Origin of the sequence: Amycolatopsis sp. A1MSW2902 (assembly GCF_017312175.1) — a bacterium.
Lineage (GTDB): Bacteria > Actinomycetota > Actinomycetes > Mycobacteriales > Pseudonocardiaceae > Amycolatopsis > Amycolatopsis nivea.
The window spans coordinates 2485770-2502553 of record NZ_QJPO01000001.1; the positions used below are offsets into that span (position 1 = coordinate 2485770).

Below are 16784 nucleotides of genomic sequence, written 5' to 3' on the forward strand. Positions count from 1 at the left end.
CGGCTTCGTTCGGGCCGCTGGATTCTGGGGTGCCTGGCCACTCGGCGAGGGGCTGGGGCGGGTTCGCCGAGCGGCCGGGCGGATTGTGGCGTGGCGGGGTGCTTTCGCTTGGCTCCGTCGGGCCTGGGGCGGCGGACTGCCAGGCGGGCACTCGGCCCCGCCGCATCCTCGGGCGGCAGCATCGGCGAGGCGTCGGATGCGGCTTCGCGGGAAGCAAACGTTCGCCTCGAAGCTCGCCCCGCCGGAAATCACCCGGCGCGAGCAGCCCGCCCGCCCTGCTCCTCAGGCGCCTCCAACACCCCCCGAGCGACCAGCCCAGCCGTCTCCGCGACCCCCAACCCCAGCAACTCCGCCGCGATCTCGAACGTCTGCTCGCCCAGCAACGGCGCCTGCCCCGTCGGCGGGTCAGCGACATGCGCGGCATGGATCTGCACATTCTCCAGCACGTACGGCTCCTCCGCGCACGGATGCAACTCCTCCCGGAACACCCGCCGCTCCCGGTACTGCTCCCACTCCGGCAGATCACCCGCCCGCAGCATCGCCCCGGCCGGAACCCCGGCGTCCTGCAGCAGATCCATCGCCTCGAACGGGGAATGCCGTTCCGTCCACTCGGTCACCGCCGCGTCGATCCGGGTCCGGGAAGCGGCGCGGCCGGAGCGGGTGGCCAGACCGGGGTCGGCTGCCAGGTCAGGGCGGTCCAGCACCGAGCACAACGCGCCCCAATCCGCGTCGTTCCGTACCGTGACGGCGAGCCAGTCGTCGTCACCGGCGGTCGGGAACACGCCCCACGGCGCGTCGTGGGCCGGTTCGGTCAGGTGGTGTCCCCGGCGGGCCAGGTCTTCGGCGGCGATCCGGTCCGCGAAGTGGCTCAGCATCACCTCGGATTGCGCGACGCTCACCGACCCGCCCTCGCCGTCGCGTTCGCGCCGGACGAGCAGCGCCAGCGCGGCCAATGCACCGATCCGGGCGCACACGTGGTCCGGATAGACCGTGACGGCGTCACTGAACGTGCCCGGTTCGCCCGGATAGATCCACTCGCTGGTGAGTCCGGTCGCGGCACGCACCAGCGGGCCGTAGCCGAGCCGGGCGGCCCACGGGCCGGTCGGGCCGAAGGCGGAGCTGTCCACGACGACGATGCCCGGGTTCACCTCGGCCAGCGCGGCCCGGTCGAGCCCGAGCGAAGTGATGACGCCGGGTTTGAAGTTGGTCAGCACGACGTCCGACTGCGCGACCAATCGCCGCACCAGCGCTTGCCCTTCCGGGTCGCGCAGGTTGACGCCGATGGCGCGTTTGTTGCGGTGCCCGGCGGCGAAACCGTGCGACATCAGGCCGGGCAGGGCGGCACGGGAACCGTCCGGGAAAGCCGAGTTCTCGATTTTGATGACGTCCGCGCCGAGGTCGCCGAAGAGCCGTCCGGTGTCGCCGCCGACCACGATCACGCCGAGGTCCAGGACCCGGATTCCCTCCAGCGGACGTCCTTCGCCGCGCCGCGAGCGGCCAGCGAGGATCGGCGCGGCGGTGACGCGTGCGCCGGTGTCGGGGCCGGCGACGGCGCGGTGGCCGTCGATCTCGGTGATTCCGGCCGGCACCGGCGCGACGAGTCCGGGGGACAGTTCGGTGTCGCGGAAGAACCCGCGTGCGGCGAGCTGGTCGGTGTGCAGGGCTTCGGCGAGCGTGAGCACCGCAGCGGTCGGCACGCCGTGGCGCTGGCCCTCGCACTCCAGCGCGGCGCGGGTCTGATCGGCGAAGAAGCGGCCGATCGCGGGCAGCAGATTCGGCGACGCGTAGCGTTCGCGCACCTGGTCGTACTTCGGATCGGCGAATTCGGCCGGGCTGCCCATCCACTCGAACATCCCGCGCCACTGCCGCCGCGACAGCAGGCAGATCCGGATGTACCCGTCCTGGCACGGGAAAATCGGGTACCGGTGGCGTTCTTCGGTGCGTCCGCGCGGGAGGTCGCTCAACGGCACCCCGGCGGCCGCGCTGCCGACCATGCCGAACGCCGGGTCCAGCGCCTGCATCGCCCCTTCGAGGACGGCGAAATCGATGCGGTCGCCGCGTCCGGTGCGCAGCCGGTCCAGGTACAGGCTCACTGCCTGGAACGCGGCTTGCGCGGCGGCGACGTGGTACGGGAGTTCGCCGGGCGGCAGCAGCGGCGCGCGGCCGGGGATGCCGGACCGGGAGAGTTGGCCGGTCAGCGCGTGGAACACCGGCGTGGTGGCCTGCCAGTGCCGCCGGGTCGTGGCGCGGCCGAAGTCGCTGATCGACAGGACGACCAGCGCGGGATGCCGGGTGCGCAGGCCGGGGACGTCGAGCCGTTCTTCGGCGGGCGAACCGGGCGGAGTGGTCTCGATCAGCAGGTCGGCGTCGGCCAGCAGCTGTTCCCAGCCGTGCGAGCCGGGTTCGGCGGTGGCGTGGGCGAAGCCGTGCCGGTCGATCGCGGTGCCGATCGCGACGCCGTCGACGACCGGTCCGGTGGTGCGTTCGTCGGTGACGCCGGGCAGGACGACCCGGGTGACGCGCGCGCCGAGATCGGCCAGCAGCCGTGCGGCCGCGGTCATCGGGCCGGACGACAGATCGAGCACGCGGACCCCGGACAGCGGCGGGTCGTAGGTGTCGGGCAAGGGAACCAGCCTCCTCGGGGCTCAGCTGCGGCGGACGGCGCGGAAGGGCAGGTCGCGGTCGATCTCGGGTTCCTTGGGAAGCCCGAGGACGCGTTCGGCGATGATCGTGCGCTGGATCTGGTCGGTGCCCCCGCCGATGGACGTGAAAAACGCGTTGAGCGCCAGGAAGTTCACGTCGTCGGCGACCGGGTTCTCGTCCCCGGCGAGCAGCGTTTCCGGACCGGCGATGTCGGTGCGCAGCCGCCCTTCGGCGTGCAGGATGCCGGACATCGCGAGCTTTCCCAGCGACATCACCGAACTCGACGTGCCCTGTTCGGCGGCGGCTTTCGCCCGGGCGTTGTTCAGCGCGTTGAGTTCGCGCAACGCGAGCACGGTGGCAAGGTTGTCGCGGATGACCGGGTCGGCGAGGCGGCCGCGTTCCCGCGCCAGTTCGACGAGGTCGTCGGCGATCGATCCGTGTCGCGAGGCCCGCGCGCCGTCGCCCATGATCGAGCGTTCGTACGCCAGCGCGGTCTGCAGCACGCGCCAGCCCTTGCCCTCTGCGCCGACCAGGTAGTCCGCCGGGATTTCGACGTCGGTCAGGAAGACCTCGTTGAAGTGGGACTCGCCGGTGATCTGCACCAGCGGCCGGATGTCGACGCCGGGCTGGTGCATCGGCACGACGAAGTAGCTGAGGCCCTTGTGCTTCGGGGCGTCCCAGTCGGTGCGCGCGATCAGCAGCGCGTAGTCCGCGGTTTTCGCGCCGGACGTCCAGACTTTCTGGCCGTTGACGATCCAGCGGTCGCCGTCGCGGACCGCGGTGGTGCGCACGCCGGCGAGGTCTGAGCCCGCGCCGGGTTCGCTGTAGAACAGGCAGGTCCGGGAGCGTTCGGTGAGGACGTCGTGCAGCAGGTCGTGCTTGAGTTTCTCGGTGCCGAACGCGAGGACGGTGTTGGCCGGGATGCTGTATTTGTCCTGGCGGGCGCCGGGCGCGTCGACGGCGTCGAACTCCGCCGCGATCACGTCGGCCAGTTCGGCCGGGTAGGCGCGGCCGGACCATTCGACCGGCCAGGTCGGCACGGCGTACCCGGCGGCGACGACCTTCTCCAGCCACGCAATGCGTTCCGGGGTGGTGCTCCAGCGATCCTCGGCCGGGGCGAGCCCGGTCCATTCGGCGGCGAGCCACGCGCGGACTTCTTCGCGGAGTTGATCGATGGTGATCATGGTCAGGCCCCCTTCGAGACGAGGTAGCGCTCCCGGTGCAGCCGCGAGCCGCCGAACAGCTGTGCGCCGGAGCGGGCGCGGCGCAGGTACAGGTGCGCCGGGTGTTCCCAGGTGAAGCCGATCCCGCCGTGCATCTGGATCGCCGACAGGGCAACGGTTTCGTACGCTTCCGCGCAGGCGAACCCGGCGAGCGCGATCGCGCCCGGGCTGCCGTCGGCCGCGGCGTGCCGGGCGGCCGACGTCGCGGACTCGACGTCCAGGAGCCGGTCCGCGGCGAGGTGCTTCATCGCCTGGAAACTGCCGATCGCGCGGCCGAACTGGACGCGGGTGTTGAGGTAGTCGACGGTCGTTTCGAAAATCTGCCGGGCACCGCCCGCTTGTTCTCCGGCGAGTGCGATCACGCTGACGTCCAAGGCTTTCTGCACGGCTTCCCAGCCTGCGGTACCAATTCGTCGCGCTGGTGTATCAGCGAAGGTGAACTGGGACAGCCGCACGGTCGGGTCGAATACCGACTCCGCGGTACGAGTGAAACCCGACGCGTCGGGTGCGACCTCGAAGATGCCGATGTCGTCGCCGGTGCGAGCCACCACGAGAATGACGTCGGCAACCTGGCCGAAGGTCACATAGGGCGTGGTCCCGATGAGAGTTCCATTTGCTTGCACTGCAACGCTTTCGGGCGTCCAAGCGGCGCTGACGGCGACGGTCCCGATTGAAGACCCGTCGGCCAGCGCGGGCAACAGACGTTGTTTGTCCTCTTCGGACCCGGCGGCGTCGATGAGCGTCGACGTCAGCACCGCGCTGGACAGGAACGGCGACGGCAGCAGCGCCGCCCCGATTTCCTCCGACACCGCTTCGAGTTCTTCCGCGCCCAGGCCGACTCCGCCGTATTCCGTCGCGATCAGCAGGCCGGGCAATCCCAGTTCGGCCAGTTGTTTCCACAGCTGCGGGTCGTAACCGGAGTCGCTCGCCATCACGCGGCGTACGTCGGACTCCGTGCAGCGGTCCGCGAGCAGGTCGCGCACCGCCTCTCGCAGCTGTTCGGTTTCCGCGGCGCTGATCGCCATCGCCGGACCGCCTTTCCCGTCGTCGGGTCTCGATTCCCATGCTGGGCGCGGAAATCCGCGATGTACATCACGGATTCCGACACCGGCAGGTTTCCGGGAGCGACATCGGCGCACGTGTCGCGGGCGCACATCTGCCGGTGTCCCGACCGGTCGTTTACGCCGCGTCAGCGGGATGCGAACGTGGAGGTGCGACCACCGGTCGGGAACGGAGTGCGATGATGACGAGCAGGCGGGAGACCCCGGCGCGCCGGAGGGCGGCAATCGCCGGTCTCGGGCTCACTGAGCTGGGCAAAGTCTACGGTCCGAGCGCGCGGCAGTTCGCCGCGCAGGCCGTCCGGCGGGCAGCCGCGGACGCCGGGATCGGGCTGTCCGACATCGACGGGCTGCTGGTGTCCGCCGGCACGACGCCCGGCGTGGACCTCAGCCTGCAAGTCGACTTGGGACTGCGCGACCTGCGCCTGTTCACCCAGATGCAGGCGTTCGGCTCGACGGCGGGTGCGATGGTGCAGTATGCCGCGATGGCCGTCGAAGCGGGCATGGCCGACACCGTGGCCTGCGTCTTCGCCGACGCGCCGCTCAAGGAGGGCAAAGCGACCGGCGCGGCCTACGGCGGACGGCGCACGACCCCGACCGGCTGGGGAAGCCTGCTGGGCTCCAGCGGTTTCGCCGGGCCGAACTCGTTCTACGCCCTCGCCGCGCGACGGCACATGAAGACTTACGGCACCACGAGCGAACAGCTCGGCGCGATCGCGGTCGCGCAGCGCGCGTGGGCGGCGAAGAACCCGCTGGCACAGCTGCGGGATCCGATCACCCTGGCGGACCATCAAGCGTCGCGGTTCATCGCGGAGCCGTTCCACCTGCTGGACTGCTGCCTGGTGTCGAACGGCGGCGCGGCGGTGATCGTGACGTCGGCCGAGCGGGCGAAAGAACTCGCCCAGCCCGCGGTGCAGGTGCTCGGCTGGGGACAGGCGCACCCGGGCAATTCCTTCCGCCGCAACGACAATCTCGGTCTCGTGAGCGGTGCGGCCCAGTCCGGTCCGGCGGCGATGGAGATGGCCGGAGTGACCATCGAGGACATCGACGTCGCCGAAATCTACGACTGCTACACCTTCACCGCTCTGCTCACCCTCGAGGACTACGGGTTCTGCGGCAAGGGCGAAGGCGGCGAGTTCGTCGCGACGCCGGGCATGCTCGGCCCGGACGGCAAGCTCGCGGTCAACACCGGCGGCGGCCAGCTGTCGTCCTACTACCTCTGGGGCATGACGCCGCTGTCCGAGGCGATCATCCAGGCCCGCGGCCAGGGCGGCGAACGTCAGGTGCCGAAACACGACACCGTGCTGGTTTCGGGCAACGGCGGCATTCTGGACCACCACAGCACGCTCGTGCTCGGAACGGAGGCATGACAGTGCGGATCAACCCAGTCGCCCGCGACGAGGAGTCCGCGGCGTTCTTCGACGGCACTGCGGTCGGCGAGTTCCGGCTGCTGCGGCGGCGCGGTACCGGCGAGTACCTGGACCCGCGCACGGTCCCGGACCCCGACGACGATCTGGAGTGGACGGCCGCCGCCGGAACCGGCACGGTGGTGTCGTGGTCGGTGGTGCACAAGCGGGCGCGCGACGGCGGCGAGCCGGAGCGCGTGGTCGTCGGCATCGTGGAGCTGGCCGAGGGACCGTGGTGGTGGTGCCGGCTCGACGCCGACCCGGACGCGGACCTCTGGCAGCTGCCGGTGCGGGCAGTGTTCGTGCCCTCCGGTCCCGAATCTGACCACGAGAAGGTGCCGGTCTTCGCGCCGGCGGAGGAGGACGGTCATGCCCGCTGACGCCCCGGCCGCGCTTGTCGAACAGCGCGGACACGTCCTGGTCGTCACGCTCAACCGGCCGCACGCGATGAACGCGGTCAACGCCGAGCTGAGCGAACTCGTCGGCACCGCGCTGGACCGGGCCGAACAGGACCCGGAAACGCGCGTCGTCGTGCTGACCGGCGCGGGGGAGCGCGCGTTCTGCGCCGGCGCCGACCTGAAAGCCGTGTCGCGGGGCGAATCGCTCGCCGCGCCCGGGCACGAGGAATGGGGCTTCGCCGGCTACGTGCGGCACCCGATTTCCAAGCCGACGATCGCCGCGGTGAACGGATTCGCCCTCGGCGGCGGCACCGAACTCGCGCTGGCCAGCGACCTGGTGGTGGCGGCCGAATCGGCGAAATTCGGGCTGCCCGAGGTGAAACGCGGCCTGTTCGCGGCGGCGGGCGGGGTGTTCCGGCTGCCGCGGCAGATCCCGCAGAAGATCGCGATGGAGATGATGTTCACCGGCGAACCCCTGGACGCCGCCCGCGCGGCGGCGCTGGGGCTGGTGAACCACGTCGTCCCGGACGCCGAGGTGCTGACCGAGGCGCTGGCGCTGGCGGAGAAGATCGCCGCGAACGCGCCGCTCGCGGTGCAGGCCAGCAAACGCGTCGCACTGGGCATTGTGGACGGTGCGATCGCGGCCGACGACAGCGACTGGGACAACACTCGGGAGAACGCCGTCGGGGTCATGACGAGCGAGGACGTCCGCGAGGGGACGATGGCGTTCGTCGAGAAGCGCGCGCCGGTCTGGCAGGCGAAGTAAGCGTTCTGTACCCGGGAAAACCCGCTCTGTGCGCATCGACCGGCACCCGCCGGGGTCGAGATCGTGGCAGACTCGGCAGATGCGCGGGTGGGGGGCGACGCCGTGGACGCGGGCGCCGAAAACGGGGTGGCGGCAACCAGCGGTCGTCGTGGCGGCGATCGCGGCGGCGGTGCTCGTCGCGTTGCCCGCGGCGGTAGTGGCGTTGTTCCTGTCGTCGGCCGGGAACGCGACGCTGCACGACCAGATGAGCCGGGCGTGCCAGTGGGCGGTCGGCGCGGAGTGGTCCGGCGGGCTGCCGATGTCCCAGCCGTACCCGGGCGCGACCGGACCGACCGGGAAGGCGCTCGACGACGCCCGGCTCGCCGTCGCCCGGGACGCGGCTCGCGAGGTGCCGCGGCTGTCCGGGGTGCGGTCGACGCTGACCAGCAGCGCGAAGGTCAACCCGGTCCGGCCGGGCTCGCCGAACCCCGAGCAGTCCGCGATGTGGCTGGTCGCCCAGGACGATTTCGCCGCGCACCTGCAGGTGCTGGAGGGCGGCAAGGGCCAGGGGATCTGGCTGCCGAGCCAGTTCGCGCGGGCGCGCGGGCTGCACGCGGGCGACCAGGTGGCGATCCAGGGCGGCTGGAGCCCGCGGACCGGGGTGCCGCCGGGAGCGCCGGTGGCGACGATGCCGGTCGCCGCGGTGTACCAGGACCTGCGCGAGCTGCCCGACCAGCCGTTCTGGTGTCATCTGCAGCCGCTGTACCGGCCGAATCCGCTGAGCGAGGCTCCGGTCTTCCCGGTGGGGTTCGTGTCGCGGGACGCGCTGTTCGGGCTGACCCCGGCCGATTCGGGCGTCGGCAGCATGCTCGAAGCCTCGGTCGACCAGAACGGGCTGACCACCGCGAACGCGCCGGACACGATCGCCGGGCTGGAACGGGTGCGCGAGCGCACCGAAAACACTCCCGAACTGTTCGCGCAGCGCGGCCGGATGCAGTTCACGTCGTCGCTGGGCGGCATCGCGGACCGCGCGGACCAGGTCGAATCCTCGCTCGCCGCGACGGTCGTGCCGATCGGCGTCGCCGGGTCGCTCACCGGGCTGGTCATTTCGGCGACGGTCGGGTCGTTCTGGGTCGAACGCCGCCGGGCCGAGCTGGCGGTGCTGTCCGCGCGCGGGGCGGGGCCGGGTGCGCTGGCTGGGAAAGCGTTGCTGGAGCTGGGTTCCATCGCGCTGCTCGGCACGGTCGGCGGCTGGTTCGCCGCGCGCGGGCTGGTGAGCGCGCTGGGGCCGAGCCCGCTGGTGACGTCGTCCGCGCTCGGCTTTTCGATCGGCGGCGCGGCGGTGGCGTTCCTGGCGACGCTCGCCGGGATCGCCGGGTCGGTCGTCTTGCGCACGCGGGCGATGTTCGACGCGCGCACGTCGCGGATCCGGCATCTGCCGTGGGAAATCCTCCCGCTGGTCGCCGCCGTGGTCTGCTACTTCGCGCTCGGCGACGGCACGCAGACCGGGCTCGGCCAGGCGGGCTCGGTCGCGCGGATCCCGCCGCGGCTGATCGTCGTGCCGTTGCTGCTGGTGCTGGGCCTGGCGATGCTGGTGACCCGGGTCGTGCGGCTGACCCTGCCGCGCGTGCGAGCGGTGCGGCGGGAACGCGCGGTGGCGTTCCTGGCCTGGCGACGGCTGGCTTCGGCCCCCGCAGCGGCAGCCGTGCTGGTCGGGGCAACCGCGGTACCGGTGGCGCTGTCGATTTTCGCCACCACCGTCACCAGTTCCGTCCAGCGCACGCTCGCCGACGAGGGACAGCTCGTGGTCGGCTCGGACGTCGTGGTGCATCTGACCGGCCCCGCCGCGATCCCGCCCGGCCTCGCCGGGCAAGCCGCGCTGGTCGACCGCTACGACTCGGCGTACCTGGGCAGCAAGACGGTGAACGTGCTCGGCGTCGACCCGGCGACGTTCGGCTCAGCCGCGTTCTGGGACGACCACCTCAGCGGGCCGACCCTGCCGGAGCTGCTGGACGAACTGGCCGGCGACAATGCGGTCGGCATCATCGCCGGGGTCCCGGACGCACCCGCGCAGGCGACGCTGAGCATCGGCGGCAAAGACCTGCCGTTGCGCGTCATCACGGTGGCGCAGCTGCCCGGGAAGAGCGCTGGGTTCCCGGAATTGTTGCTGCGCAAGGACATTCTCGCCAAGTTCGCCGGAGAGAGCGTGCACCGCGAGCTGTGGGCGCGCGGCGATCCGGCGCAAGTGTTGCCGGAACTGGGCAAAGCCGGGGTTCCGGCCGGGACGGTGAGCCGCGCGACCGACGTCACCGCGCACGGCGTGTACGGCGGAGTCACTTACACCTTCGCGTTCTTGACCGCAGTGTCCGCTTTGGTCGGTGTGGTAGTCCTAGTTGGACTGTTGCTGTATCTCAACGCCCGGGCTCGCGCGCGCCGCGGAGCGTATGTCCTCTTGCGACGGATGGGCATCACCTCGGGCGCGCATTGGCGAGCGCTTGCGTACGAAGTCGGCGGGTTGCTGGCGGCCGGATTCGCTTTGGGCGTCGGGTTCGCGGCCGTCGCGGTCTCGGTGACTTACGAGGGTTACGACCTCGATCCGGCGACGCCGCCCGGCACCGTGATCCCAGTGCCGTGGGGACCGGGTGGGCAATTGCTGCTCGCGGCGGTGGTCGTCGCGCTTGTCGTTACTTATGCGGCCCAACGCGCGGCTGCGCGGGCACTGCCTTCGGAGGTGTTGCGTGACACTGCCTGATGCTGTCCGGGGTACCGGATTGACGCATAGCTATCGCACCGCCGGTCGCTCGCTGACCGCTCTGCACGAGGTGTCGATCGCCGCCGCACAAGGCCGGATCACCGCGCTGGTCGGCCCGTCCGGCTCCGGCAAATCGACCCTGCTGCGTCTCTTGGCGTGCCTGGAGCGACCGGACGAAGGCCGGGTCGAGGTCGGCGGCACGGACGTCACCGCGTTGTCCGCGCGAGCTCGCCGGGCCGTGCGGCGACGGCGGATCGGTTACGTCTTCCAGAATCCCGTCGACAATCTGCTGGATTACCTGACCGTGCAAGAACATCTGGAGCTGGCCGCGAAAATGCGCGGTACCGACCTTTCCCTGGCCTTGCTGGAGCGGCTGGGTCTGGACCACCGCCGAGGCCACCGCCCGCGTCAGCTTTCCGGTGGTGAGCAGCAACGGACCGCGCTGGCTTTCGCCGCGGTCGGTGACCCGGATGCGGTGCTGGCGGACGAGCCGACTGCGCAGTTGGACCGTTCGTCGGCCGGGTTGGTGGCGGAGGCGTTTCGTGCGCTGGCGGAGTCGGGACAGACCGTGGTGGTCGCGACCCACGATCCGGTGCTGGCCGAGGCGGCGGATGACGTGGTGGAGCTGGTGGACGGGAGAGTCCGGTGAATGCGCTGCTCAGCGTGTCCGACGTAAGCCGTTCGCACGGCGGGATGCCGGTGCTGCGGCACACGAGCCTGGAGCTGGCGGCGGGCGAACTGGTCGCGCTGACCGGCCCGTCGGGCTCGGGGAAAAGCACGCTGCTGATGATCGTGGGCGGCTGGGACAAGCCGGACAGCGGAACCGTCACCGCGCATCCGCCGATGCCGGACGTGCCGGTTTCGGAACAGCCCTGGCACGCGCTGGCTTTCGTGCCGCAGTCGATCGCGCTGTTCGAGGAGTTGACGGTCGCGGACAACCTCGCCTTCGCCGCGCGGACCGCGGTGGAGCCGCCGGATCAGTCGAAACTGCTGGAAACCCTGGACCTCGCGAAGCTGGCGGATCGGCTGCCGGGCGAGGTTTCGCGCGGGGAACAGCAACGGGGCGCGGTGGCGCGGGCTTTGGCGGCGGGTCCGCTGGTGCTGCTGGCGGACGAGCCGACGTCGCATCAGGACCGTGCGCACGCCGAGATGGTGCTGACGGCTTTGCGCCGGGCAGCGGATCGCGGGACGGCGGTTGTGGTGGCGTCCCACGATCCGCTGCTGGCCGGGCACGCGGACCGGGTGGTGACGGTCGGCGAGTGAGTCAGTCCACTTTGGACGGATGCCGCGCGAGCGCGGTCACCTGGATGTCCATGTACGGGAACAGCGGCAGGTTCGACAGGATCTGGTGCAGCTCGTCGTGGTCGGCGACGTCCAGCACCGAGTAGTTCGCGTACTCGCCGGCGATCCGCCAGATGTGCGGCCATTTCCCGCTGCGCTGCAGCTGCTGGCTGTACTCCTTCTCGCGCGCGATGAGGGCGTCGCGGACCGCCGGGTCCAGGTCCGGGGGAATGCGGACGTCCATCCGCACGTGGTAGAGCATGGTTCTCCGATCGAATCAGGCCGGGTCGAGGACGAAGTTGTACTCGATCGTCTCGCCGTTGTCCGCGGGCTTCGGGTCGAGCAGCAGTTCCGGCTTCACCGCGGAGGCGATGTCGTCGTCGTTGTGCTCGTCGCCCGGGAAGTACAGCTGCGCGGTGAGCAGTTCGTGGCCCGGCGCGGACACCTTGACGTGCAGGTGCGCCGGACGCCACGCGTGCCAGCCCGCCGCCGCGATCAGTTTGCCGCAGGCGCCGTCGGTCGGGATCTGGTACGGCGCGGGCCGCACGGTGTGGATTTCGAAGCGGCCCTCGTCGTCGGCGGTGAAGGTGCCGCGCAGGTTCCACTCCGGGATGTCCGGCGCGAACTGCGAGTACAGCCCGTCCGCGTCCGCGTGCCACAGCTCGACCTTCGCGCCGCCCAATGCCGCGCCGGTGGTCGAGGTGACCTGTCCGGTCCAGGTGAGCGGCGTGCCCGGCTCGTTTTCCCGCGAGGGAACCGAACCGCGCGCGCCCTGCTCGGGGGCGTCCGGCACGTAGTAGGGGCCTTCGATGGTGCCCTTGTTGCCCTTGCGGTGCTCGGTGGCGACGTCCTCGACGACGTGCTCGACCCAGACGTCGAGGAACAGCGGCCATTCGCCGTCCTCGCCGACGCTGATCAGCCACGACTTGAGCGCGTTGTACTCCTCGTAGGTCACCTTGTGCTTGCGGATGGTCGCGTGCACGGCCTCCAGCACCTCGCGGGCGAGCAGGCTGACCCGTTCCTTCGGGGTGCCCGCGACGCCGGCGAGTTTGTCGCTCTTGAACCGTTCGGTGGCGTTGGCTCCGGACGCGGCGGCGGTGGGGGAATGCGTGGCAGTCATGAATCCTCCTTGATCCATCGGGGTTTCCGGCTCAGCGGTCTTGCCGGTAGTGCCGGAGCTTGCCGGGGTCGAGTGCGGCGCCGAGGCCGGCGCCGGGGCGGATGACCAGTTCGCCGTCCGCGATGCACAGCGGTTCGGCGAGCAGGTCGTCGGTCATGTCGAGGAAGTTGGACAGTTCGCCGGGACGGCGCGACGTCAGCTCGTACGCCGATCCGAACGCGACAGTGCACAGTGAACCGATCTGGCCGTCGATCTGGTTGCCCATCACGACTTCCAGCCCGAGGCCCTCCGCGAGGTGGTGCGTGCGCTGCGAACGCGTGAAGCCGGTGCGGGCGGTCTTGATGCTGATCGCGGTGGCCGACCCGCCGAGGATCTCGCGGGTCACGTCGGCCGGGGTCACCGCGGATTCGTCGGCGATGAACGGAACGTCCAATTGCGACACGAGCCAGCGGCGGCCGAGCACGTCGTCGGCGGGGCACAGTTCCTCGGCGTACAGCAGGTCGAGGTCGGCCATTTCCCGCATCGCGCGGGCGGATTCCGCGGCCGTCCAGCCCCGGTTGCCGTCCACGTACAGGTCGACCTCGGCGCCGAAGCGCTCCCGCAACGCGCGAACGACCGCGGTGTCGAGGGAAACCGGACGGCGGCCGACCTTCACCTTGAACGTCGTGATGCCGTAGCTGTCGCGAATCCGTTCCGCCTCGGCGACCATCGCGGCAGGCTCGTCGAAGCCGAGCATGTGCGACACCTTCATGCGGTCGGTGTAGCCGCCGAGCAGTTCGGTGACCGAGACGTCGAGGCTTTGCCCGAGCGCGTCCCAGATCGCCATGTCCACAGCGGACTTCGCAGCCGGGTTGCCGACCGTGCGCCCGAGCCGGGCGTGCACGGTCTCGCGTTCGAGCAGGCTCAGGCCCACCACCTGCGGGGCGAACACGGTCTCGATGACGGCCACGATCCCGGCCTGCGTCTCGCCGTAGGTGAACGGCCGGGGCGGTGCCTCGGCAACGCCGACCACGCCGTCGTCGGTGTGCACGCGGACCAGCACGTGCTCGGCCGTGTGCACCTCGCCGGAAGCGAAACGCAGCGGTTTGCGGTAGGGGATGGCGAACGGGATCGCCTCCACCCGGGTGATCTTCATCGTGTCCTCCCTGACACGGGCACTTCGACGGGGAACAGCTCGCCGAGCGCGTCGAGCACGGCCGGGACCAGTGCCGAGGCCCGGTCGCGGTGCCAGGCGAGCGCGAGCTGGACGGTGGCCGCCCCGGCGAGGTCGCGGAACACGACCCCGGCCAGCGGCAGCGCCCGCGCGGACGCGGGGACGACGCCGACGCCGAGACCGCCGGCGACGAGTGCGAGCAGCACCGCGGTGCCAGCCGCTTCGTGCTCGCGTTGCGGGGTGAATCCGGCGTCGCGGCAACTGCGCAGGACCGCTTCGTTCACGACGGAGTAGCTGGCCGGATAGGTGACGAAAGCTTCGGCGCGCAGATCGCTCATCGCCACGACCGGTTCCACCGCGAGCCGGTGGTCGGCCGGGACGGCGAGCACGAGCGGCTCGGTCTCGACGATGCGCAGGTCGAGGTCTCCGCCGGTGACCGGCGGACGCAGCACGCCGATGTCGAGCGTGCCGTCGCGCAGCTGTTCGCACTGCTCGCCGGTGAGCAGGTCGGCGTGCACCTCGAGTTCGACCTCGGGCAGCCGGTGCTGCAGCGCGCGGGCGACCTGCGGCAGGTGCGACAGCGCGGCGGTGCCGGTGAAGCCGATCCGGGCGAGGCCGCGGCGGCCGTCGGCGATGCGCCGGGCTCCGCGCGCACCCGCCTCGACGGCGTCCAGGATCCGCTGGGCCTCGGCCAGGAAGAACCGGCCCGCCGGGGTGACCTGCACCTGCCGCGTCGTGCGGCTGAGCAGGGCGACGCCGAGCTCGTCCTCCAACTGCCGGATCGCGTGCGACAGCGCGGGCTGGGCGAGGTGCAGGCGTTCGGCGGCGCGGCCGAAGTGGCAGGTCTCGGCGACGGCGGCGAAGTACCGCAGGTGGCGCAGTTCCATCGGGCTGCCTCCTCACCGGCTCCTCGCGTGGTCCCGCTCACCGTAAGTTCCGGCATTGAGTGAAGACAAGGAGCGATTTACGTGCGATTGATAAACGACATCGAATAATTACACCCTAGGTCAGGACTGGGTCTTGCCCTGGTGTGGCGGCGGCCACGGGCTGGCACAGTGCGGGAAACGCCCTGCTGGGGAGCCGATCAGTGCAGATCAGAGGCCCGTTGGAGGAGTCATGACCGAGACGCTGGACCACGCTGCTTCCGTAGTCGCGGACGCGGTGGTGGAGGACCCGGAGGCGGGCGTGTACCGCGCGAACCGCCGGATCTTCACCGACGAGGAGATCTTCGAACTCGAGATGAAGCACATCTTCGAGGGCAACTGGATCTACCTCGCGCACGAGAGCCAGCTGCCGAACCCCGGCGACTACTTCACCACCACGATCGGCCGCCAGCCCGTCGTCGTCACCCGCGACAAGGCAGGCGACCTGCACTGCCTGATCAACGCCTGCGCGCACCGCGGCGCGATGATCTGCCGGCGCAAACGCGACAACCGGCCGACGCTGACCTGCCCGTTCCACGGCTGGACCTTCCGCAACGACGGCAAGCTGCTCAAGGTCAAGGACCCGGACGGCGCGGGCTACCCGGAGTCGTTCGACACCGGCGGCTCGCACGACCTGACGAAGGTCGCCCGCTTCGAGTCCTACCGCGGGTTCCTGTTCGGCAGCCTCAACCCGGACGTGCTGCCGCTGACCGAGCATCTCGGCGACGCCACGAAGGTGATCGACATGCTCGTGGACCAGTCGCCGGAGGGGCTTGAAGTACTGCGCGGGGCCTCCACGTATACCTACGACGGCAACTGGAAGGTCCAGGCGGAGAACGGCGCGGACGGCTACCACGTCACCGCGACGCACTGGAATTACGCCGCCACCACGGCCCGGCGCAACACCGGCGAATCGGCGAACGACACCAAGACCCTCGACGCCGGGTCGTGGGGCAAGTCCGGCGGCGGGTACTGGTCGTTCCCGCACGGGCACCTGTGCCTGTGGACCTGGGCGGGCAACCCGCAGGACCGGCCGCTGTGGCCGCGGATGGCGGAGCTGAAGGAGCGCTACGGCGACGCCAAGGGCGAGTTCATGGTGCGCGGGTCCCGGAACCTCTGCGTGTACCCCAACGTGTACCTGATGGACCAGTTCTCCACGCAGATCCGGCATTTCCGCCCGATCGCGCCGGACAAGACCGAGGTCACCATTTACTGCATCGCGCCGAAGGGCGAGAGCGCCGAATCGCGGGCGTGGCGGATCCGGCAGTACGAGGACTTCTTCAACGCCTCGGGCATGGCGACGCCGGACGACCTGGAGGAATTCCGGTCCTGCCAGCTCACCTTCCGCGCGACGGCCGCGCCCTGGAACGACATGAGCCGCGGCGCGCAGCACTGGCTCACCGGACCGGACGAGGTCGCGTCGTCGCTGGGGCTGGACGGGGTGGTGTCGGCCGGTCAGAAGAACGAGGACGAGGGCCTTTATCCGGTGCAGCACGGGTATTGGCAGGAAACCATGCGCGCGGCGATCGCCCGCGAGCAGGCCGTTCGAGGAGAAGCCCGATGACCGCCGCCGCCGAGAAGACCATCACCCAGCACGATGTCGAACAGTTCCTCTACCGCGAGGCGCGGTACCTGGACGACCGCGAGTTCGAGAAGTGGCTGGACTGCTACGCCGACGACGTCGTGTACTGGATGCCGTCCTGGGGCGACGACGATCTGCTCACCGAGGACCCGCAGCGCGACATTTCGCTGATCTACTACCCGAACAAGGGCGGGCTCGAGGACCGGGTGTTCCGGATCCGCACCGAACGCTCGAGCGCGACGTCCCTTCCGGAACCGCGGACGAGCCACAACATCACCAATGTCGAACTGATCGAGCGGCACGGCGATCTGGTGGACGTGCGGTTCAACTGGCACACGATGTATTTCCGCTACAACACGGTCGACCCCTATTACGGGACTTCGTTCTACACCGTCGATTTCTCCGGGCCGTCCCCGCTGATCCGGCGGAAGACCGTGGTGCTCAAGAACGATTACATCCACCACGTCGTCGACGTGTACCACTTCTGAGCGGAGGCGGTC

The 16784-nt window shown here is 70.4% G+C and carries 15 protein-coding genes; 8 read left to right on the forward strand and 7 right to left on the reverse strand.

Going from position 1 to position 16784, the window contains the following annotated elements:
- Positions 1 to 248 precede the first annotated feature (248 nt).
- Genes DMP23_RS11300 through DMP23_RS11310 form a run of 3 tightly spaced genes read right to left on the reverse strand, consistent with a single transcriptional unit; the run spans position 249 to position 4891 of the window.
- A complete protein-coding gene (locus DMP23_RS11300; protein WP_337820992.1) occupies positions 249 to 2624 on the reverse strand; it encodes a CaiB/BaiF CoA-transferase family protein in 2376 nt (791 codons plus the stop codon).
- Between the two features lie 21 nt (positions 2625 to 2645).
- Positions 2646 to 3827, reverse strand: a complete 1182-nt coding sequence (locus DMP23_RS11305) for an acyl-CoA dehydrogenase family protein (RefSeq protein ID WP_337820993.1) — start codon at positions 3825 to 3827, stop codon at positions 2646 to 2648.
- 2 nt (positions 3828 to 3829) lie between these two features.
- On the reverse strand, positions 3830 to 4891 hold the full coding sequence (locus tag DMP23_RS11310; protein WP_134667708.1) for an acyl-CoA dehydrogenase family protein: 1062 nt from the start codon (positions 4889 to 4891) through the stop codon (positions 3830 to 3832).
- 218 nt (positions 4892 to 5109) lie between these two features.
- Here DMP23_RS11310 and DMP23_RS11315 point away from each other — a divergent pair, with 218 nt between their 5' ends.
- The 6 genes from DMP23_RS11315 to DMP23_RS11340 all read left to right on the forward strand — a co-directional run bounded on the left by DMP23_RS11315 (position 5110) and on the right by DMP23_RS11340 (position 11488).
- Complete coding sequence (locus tag DMP23_RS11315) at positions 5110 to 6294, forward strand: thiolase family protein (protein ID WP_043835779.1); 1185 nt, start codon at positions 5110 to 5112, stop codon at positions 6292 to 6294.
- Positions 6291 to 6710, forward strand: a complete 420-nt coding sequence (locus DMP23_RS11320; RefSeq protein WP_063697733.1) for a Zn-ribbon domain-containing OB-fold protein — start codon at positions 6291 to 6293, stop codon at positions 6708 to 6710. The genes DMP23_RS11315 and DMP23_RS11320 overlap by 4 nt, the downstream gene beginning before the upstream one ends.
- Entirely contained in the window at positions 6700 to 7494 is a 795-nt protein-coding gene (locus tag DMP23_RS11325; RefSeq protein WP_337820994.1) for a crotonase/enoyl-CoA hydratase family protein, read from the forward strand. The genes DMP23_RS11320 and DMP23_RS11325 overlap by 11 nt, the downstream gene beginning before the upstream one ends.
- 79 nt (positions 7495 to 7573) lie before the next feature.
- A complete protein-coding gene (locus DMP23_RS11330; RefSeq protein WP_337820995.1) occupies positions 7574 to 10225 on the forward strand; it encodes an ABC transporter permease in 2652 nt (883 codons plus the stop codon).
- Between the two features lie 19 nt (positions 10226 to 10244).
- A complete protein-coding gene (locus DMP23_RS11335; RefSeq protein WP_337820996.1) occupies positions 10245 to 10874 on the forward strand; it encodes an ABC transporter ATP-binding protein in 630 nt (209 codons plus the stop codon).
- On the forward strand, positions 10871 to 11488 hold the full coding sequence (locus tag DMP23_RS11340) for an ABC transporter ATP-binding protein (RefSeq protein ID WP_337820997.1): 618 nt from the start codon (positions 10871 to 10873) through the stop codon (positions 11486 to 11488). Before DMP23_RS11335 ends, DMP23_RS11340 begins: the two co-directional genes overlap by 4 nt.
- A gap of 1 nt (position 11489) precedes the next feature.
- Here the strand turns inward: DMP23_RS11340 and catC are convergent, their stop codons facing one another.
- Genes catC through DMP23_RS11360 form a run of 4 tightly spaced genes read right to left on the reverse strand, consistent with a single transcriptional unit; the run spans position 11490 to position 14666 of the window.
- Entirely contained in the window at positions 11490 to 11768 is a 279-nt protein-coding gene (gene catC, locus DMP23_RS11345) for a muconolactone Delta-isomerase (protein ID WP_037812322.1), read from the reverse strand.
- A gap of 15 nt (positions 11769 to 11783) precedes the next feature.
- Complete coding sequence (gene catA / locus DMP23_RS11350; protein ID WP_337820998.1) at positions 11784 to 12626, reverse strand: catechol 1,2-dioxygenase; 843 nt, start codon at positions 12624 to 12626, stop codon at positions 11784 to 11786.
- A gap of 31 nt (positions 12627 to 12657) precedes the next feature.
- Entirely contained in the window at positions 12658 to 13761 is a 1104-nt protein-coding gene (locus DMP23_RS11355) for a mandelate racemase/muconate lactonizing enzyme family protein (protein ID WP_037812318.1), read from the reverse strand.
- Positions 13758 to 14666 (reverse strand): LysR substrate-binding domain-containing protein, encoded by a 909-nt coding sequence (locus DMP23_RS11360; protein WP_037812316.1) that lies wholly within the window; start codon positions 14664 to 14666, stop codon positions 13758 to 13760. The genes DMP23_RS11355 and DMP23_RS11360 overlap by 4 nt, the downstream gene beginning before the upstream one ends.
- A gap of 229 nt (positions 14667 to 14895) precedes the next feature.
- Here DMP23_RS11360 and benA point away from each other — a divergent pair, with 229 nt between their 5' ends.
- The gene (gene benA, locus DMP23_RS11365; RefSeq protein WP_337820999.1) at positions 14896 to 16266 is read left to right on the forward strand and encodes a benzoate 1,2-dioxygenase large subunit; all 1371 of its coding nucleotides are present in this window, start codon (positions 14896 to 14898) and stop codon (positions 16264 to 16266) included.
- On the forward strand, positions 16263 to 16772 hold the full coding sequence (gene benB, locus DMP23_RS11370; protein ID WP_037812312.1) for a benzoate 1,2-dioxygenase small subunit: 510 nt from the start codon (positions 16263 to 16265) through the stop codon (positions 16770 to 16772). The genes benA and benB overlap by 4 nt, the downstream gene beginning before the upstream one ends.
- Positions 16773 to 16784: the final 12 nt, after the last annotated feature.

What these genes read in the sequence shown, in the direction of transcription:
- DMP23_RS11315 (WP_043835779.1), top strand. Translation starts at nt 5,110, where the DNA reads ATGACGAGCAGGCGGGAGACCCCGGCGCGCCGGAGGGCGGCAATCGCC.
- DMP23_RS11325 (WP_337820994.1), top strand. Translation starts at nt 6,700, where the DNA reads ATGCCCGCTGACGCCCCGGCCGCGCTTGTCGAACAGCGCGGACACGTC.
- DMP23_RS11355 (WP_037812318.1), bottom strand. Translation starts at nt 13,761, where the DNA reads ATGAAGATCACCCGGGTGGAGGCGATCCCGTTCGCCATCCCCTACCGC.
- catC (WP_037812322.1), bottom strand. Translation starts at nt 11,768, where the DNA reads ATGCTCTACCACGTGCGGATGGACGTCCGCATTCCCCCGGACCTGGAC.
- DMP23_RS11305 (WP_337820993.1), bottom strand. Translation starts at nt 3,827, where the DNA reads ATGATCACCATCGATCAACTCCGCGAAGAAGTCCGCGCGTGGCTCGCC.
- benA (WP_337820999.1), top strand. Translation starts at nt 14,896, where the DNA reads ATGACCGAGACGCTGGACCACGCTGCTTCCGTAGTCGCGGACGCGGTG.
- DMP23_RS11360 (WP_037812316.1), bottom strand. Translation starts at nt 14,666, where the DNA reads ATGGAACTGCGCCACCTGCGGTACTTCGCCGCCGTCGCCGAGACCTGC.
- benB (WP_037812312.1), top strand. Translation starts at nt 16,263, where the DNA reads ATGACCGCCGCCGCCGAGAAGACCATCACCCAGCACGATGTCGAACAG.
- catA (WP_337820998.1), bottom strand. Translation starts at nt 12,626, where the DNA reads ATGACTGCCACGCATTCCCCCACCGCCGCCGCGTCCGGAGCCAACGCC.
- DMP23_RS11330 (WP_337820995.1), top strand. Translation starts at nt 7,574, where the DNA reads ATGCGCGGGTGGGGGGCGACGCCGTGGACGCGGGCGCCGAAAACGGGG.
- DMP23_RS11310 (WP_134667708.1), bottom strand. Translation starts at nt 4,891, where the DNA reads ATGGCGATCAGCGCCGCGGAAACCGAACAGCTGCGAGAGGCGGTGCGC.
- DMP23_RS11320 (WP_063697733.1), top strand. Translation starts at nt 6,291, where the DNA reads ATGACAGTGCGGATCAACCCAGTCGCCCGCGACGAGGAGTCCGCGGCG.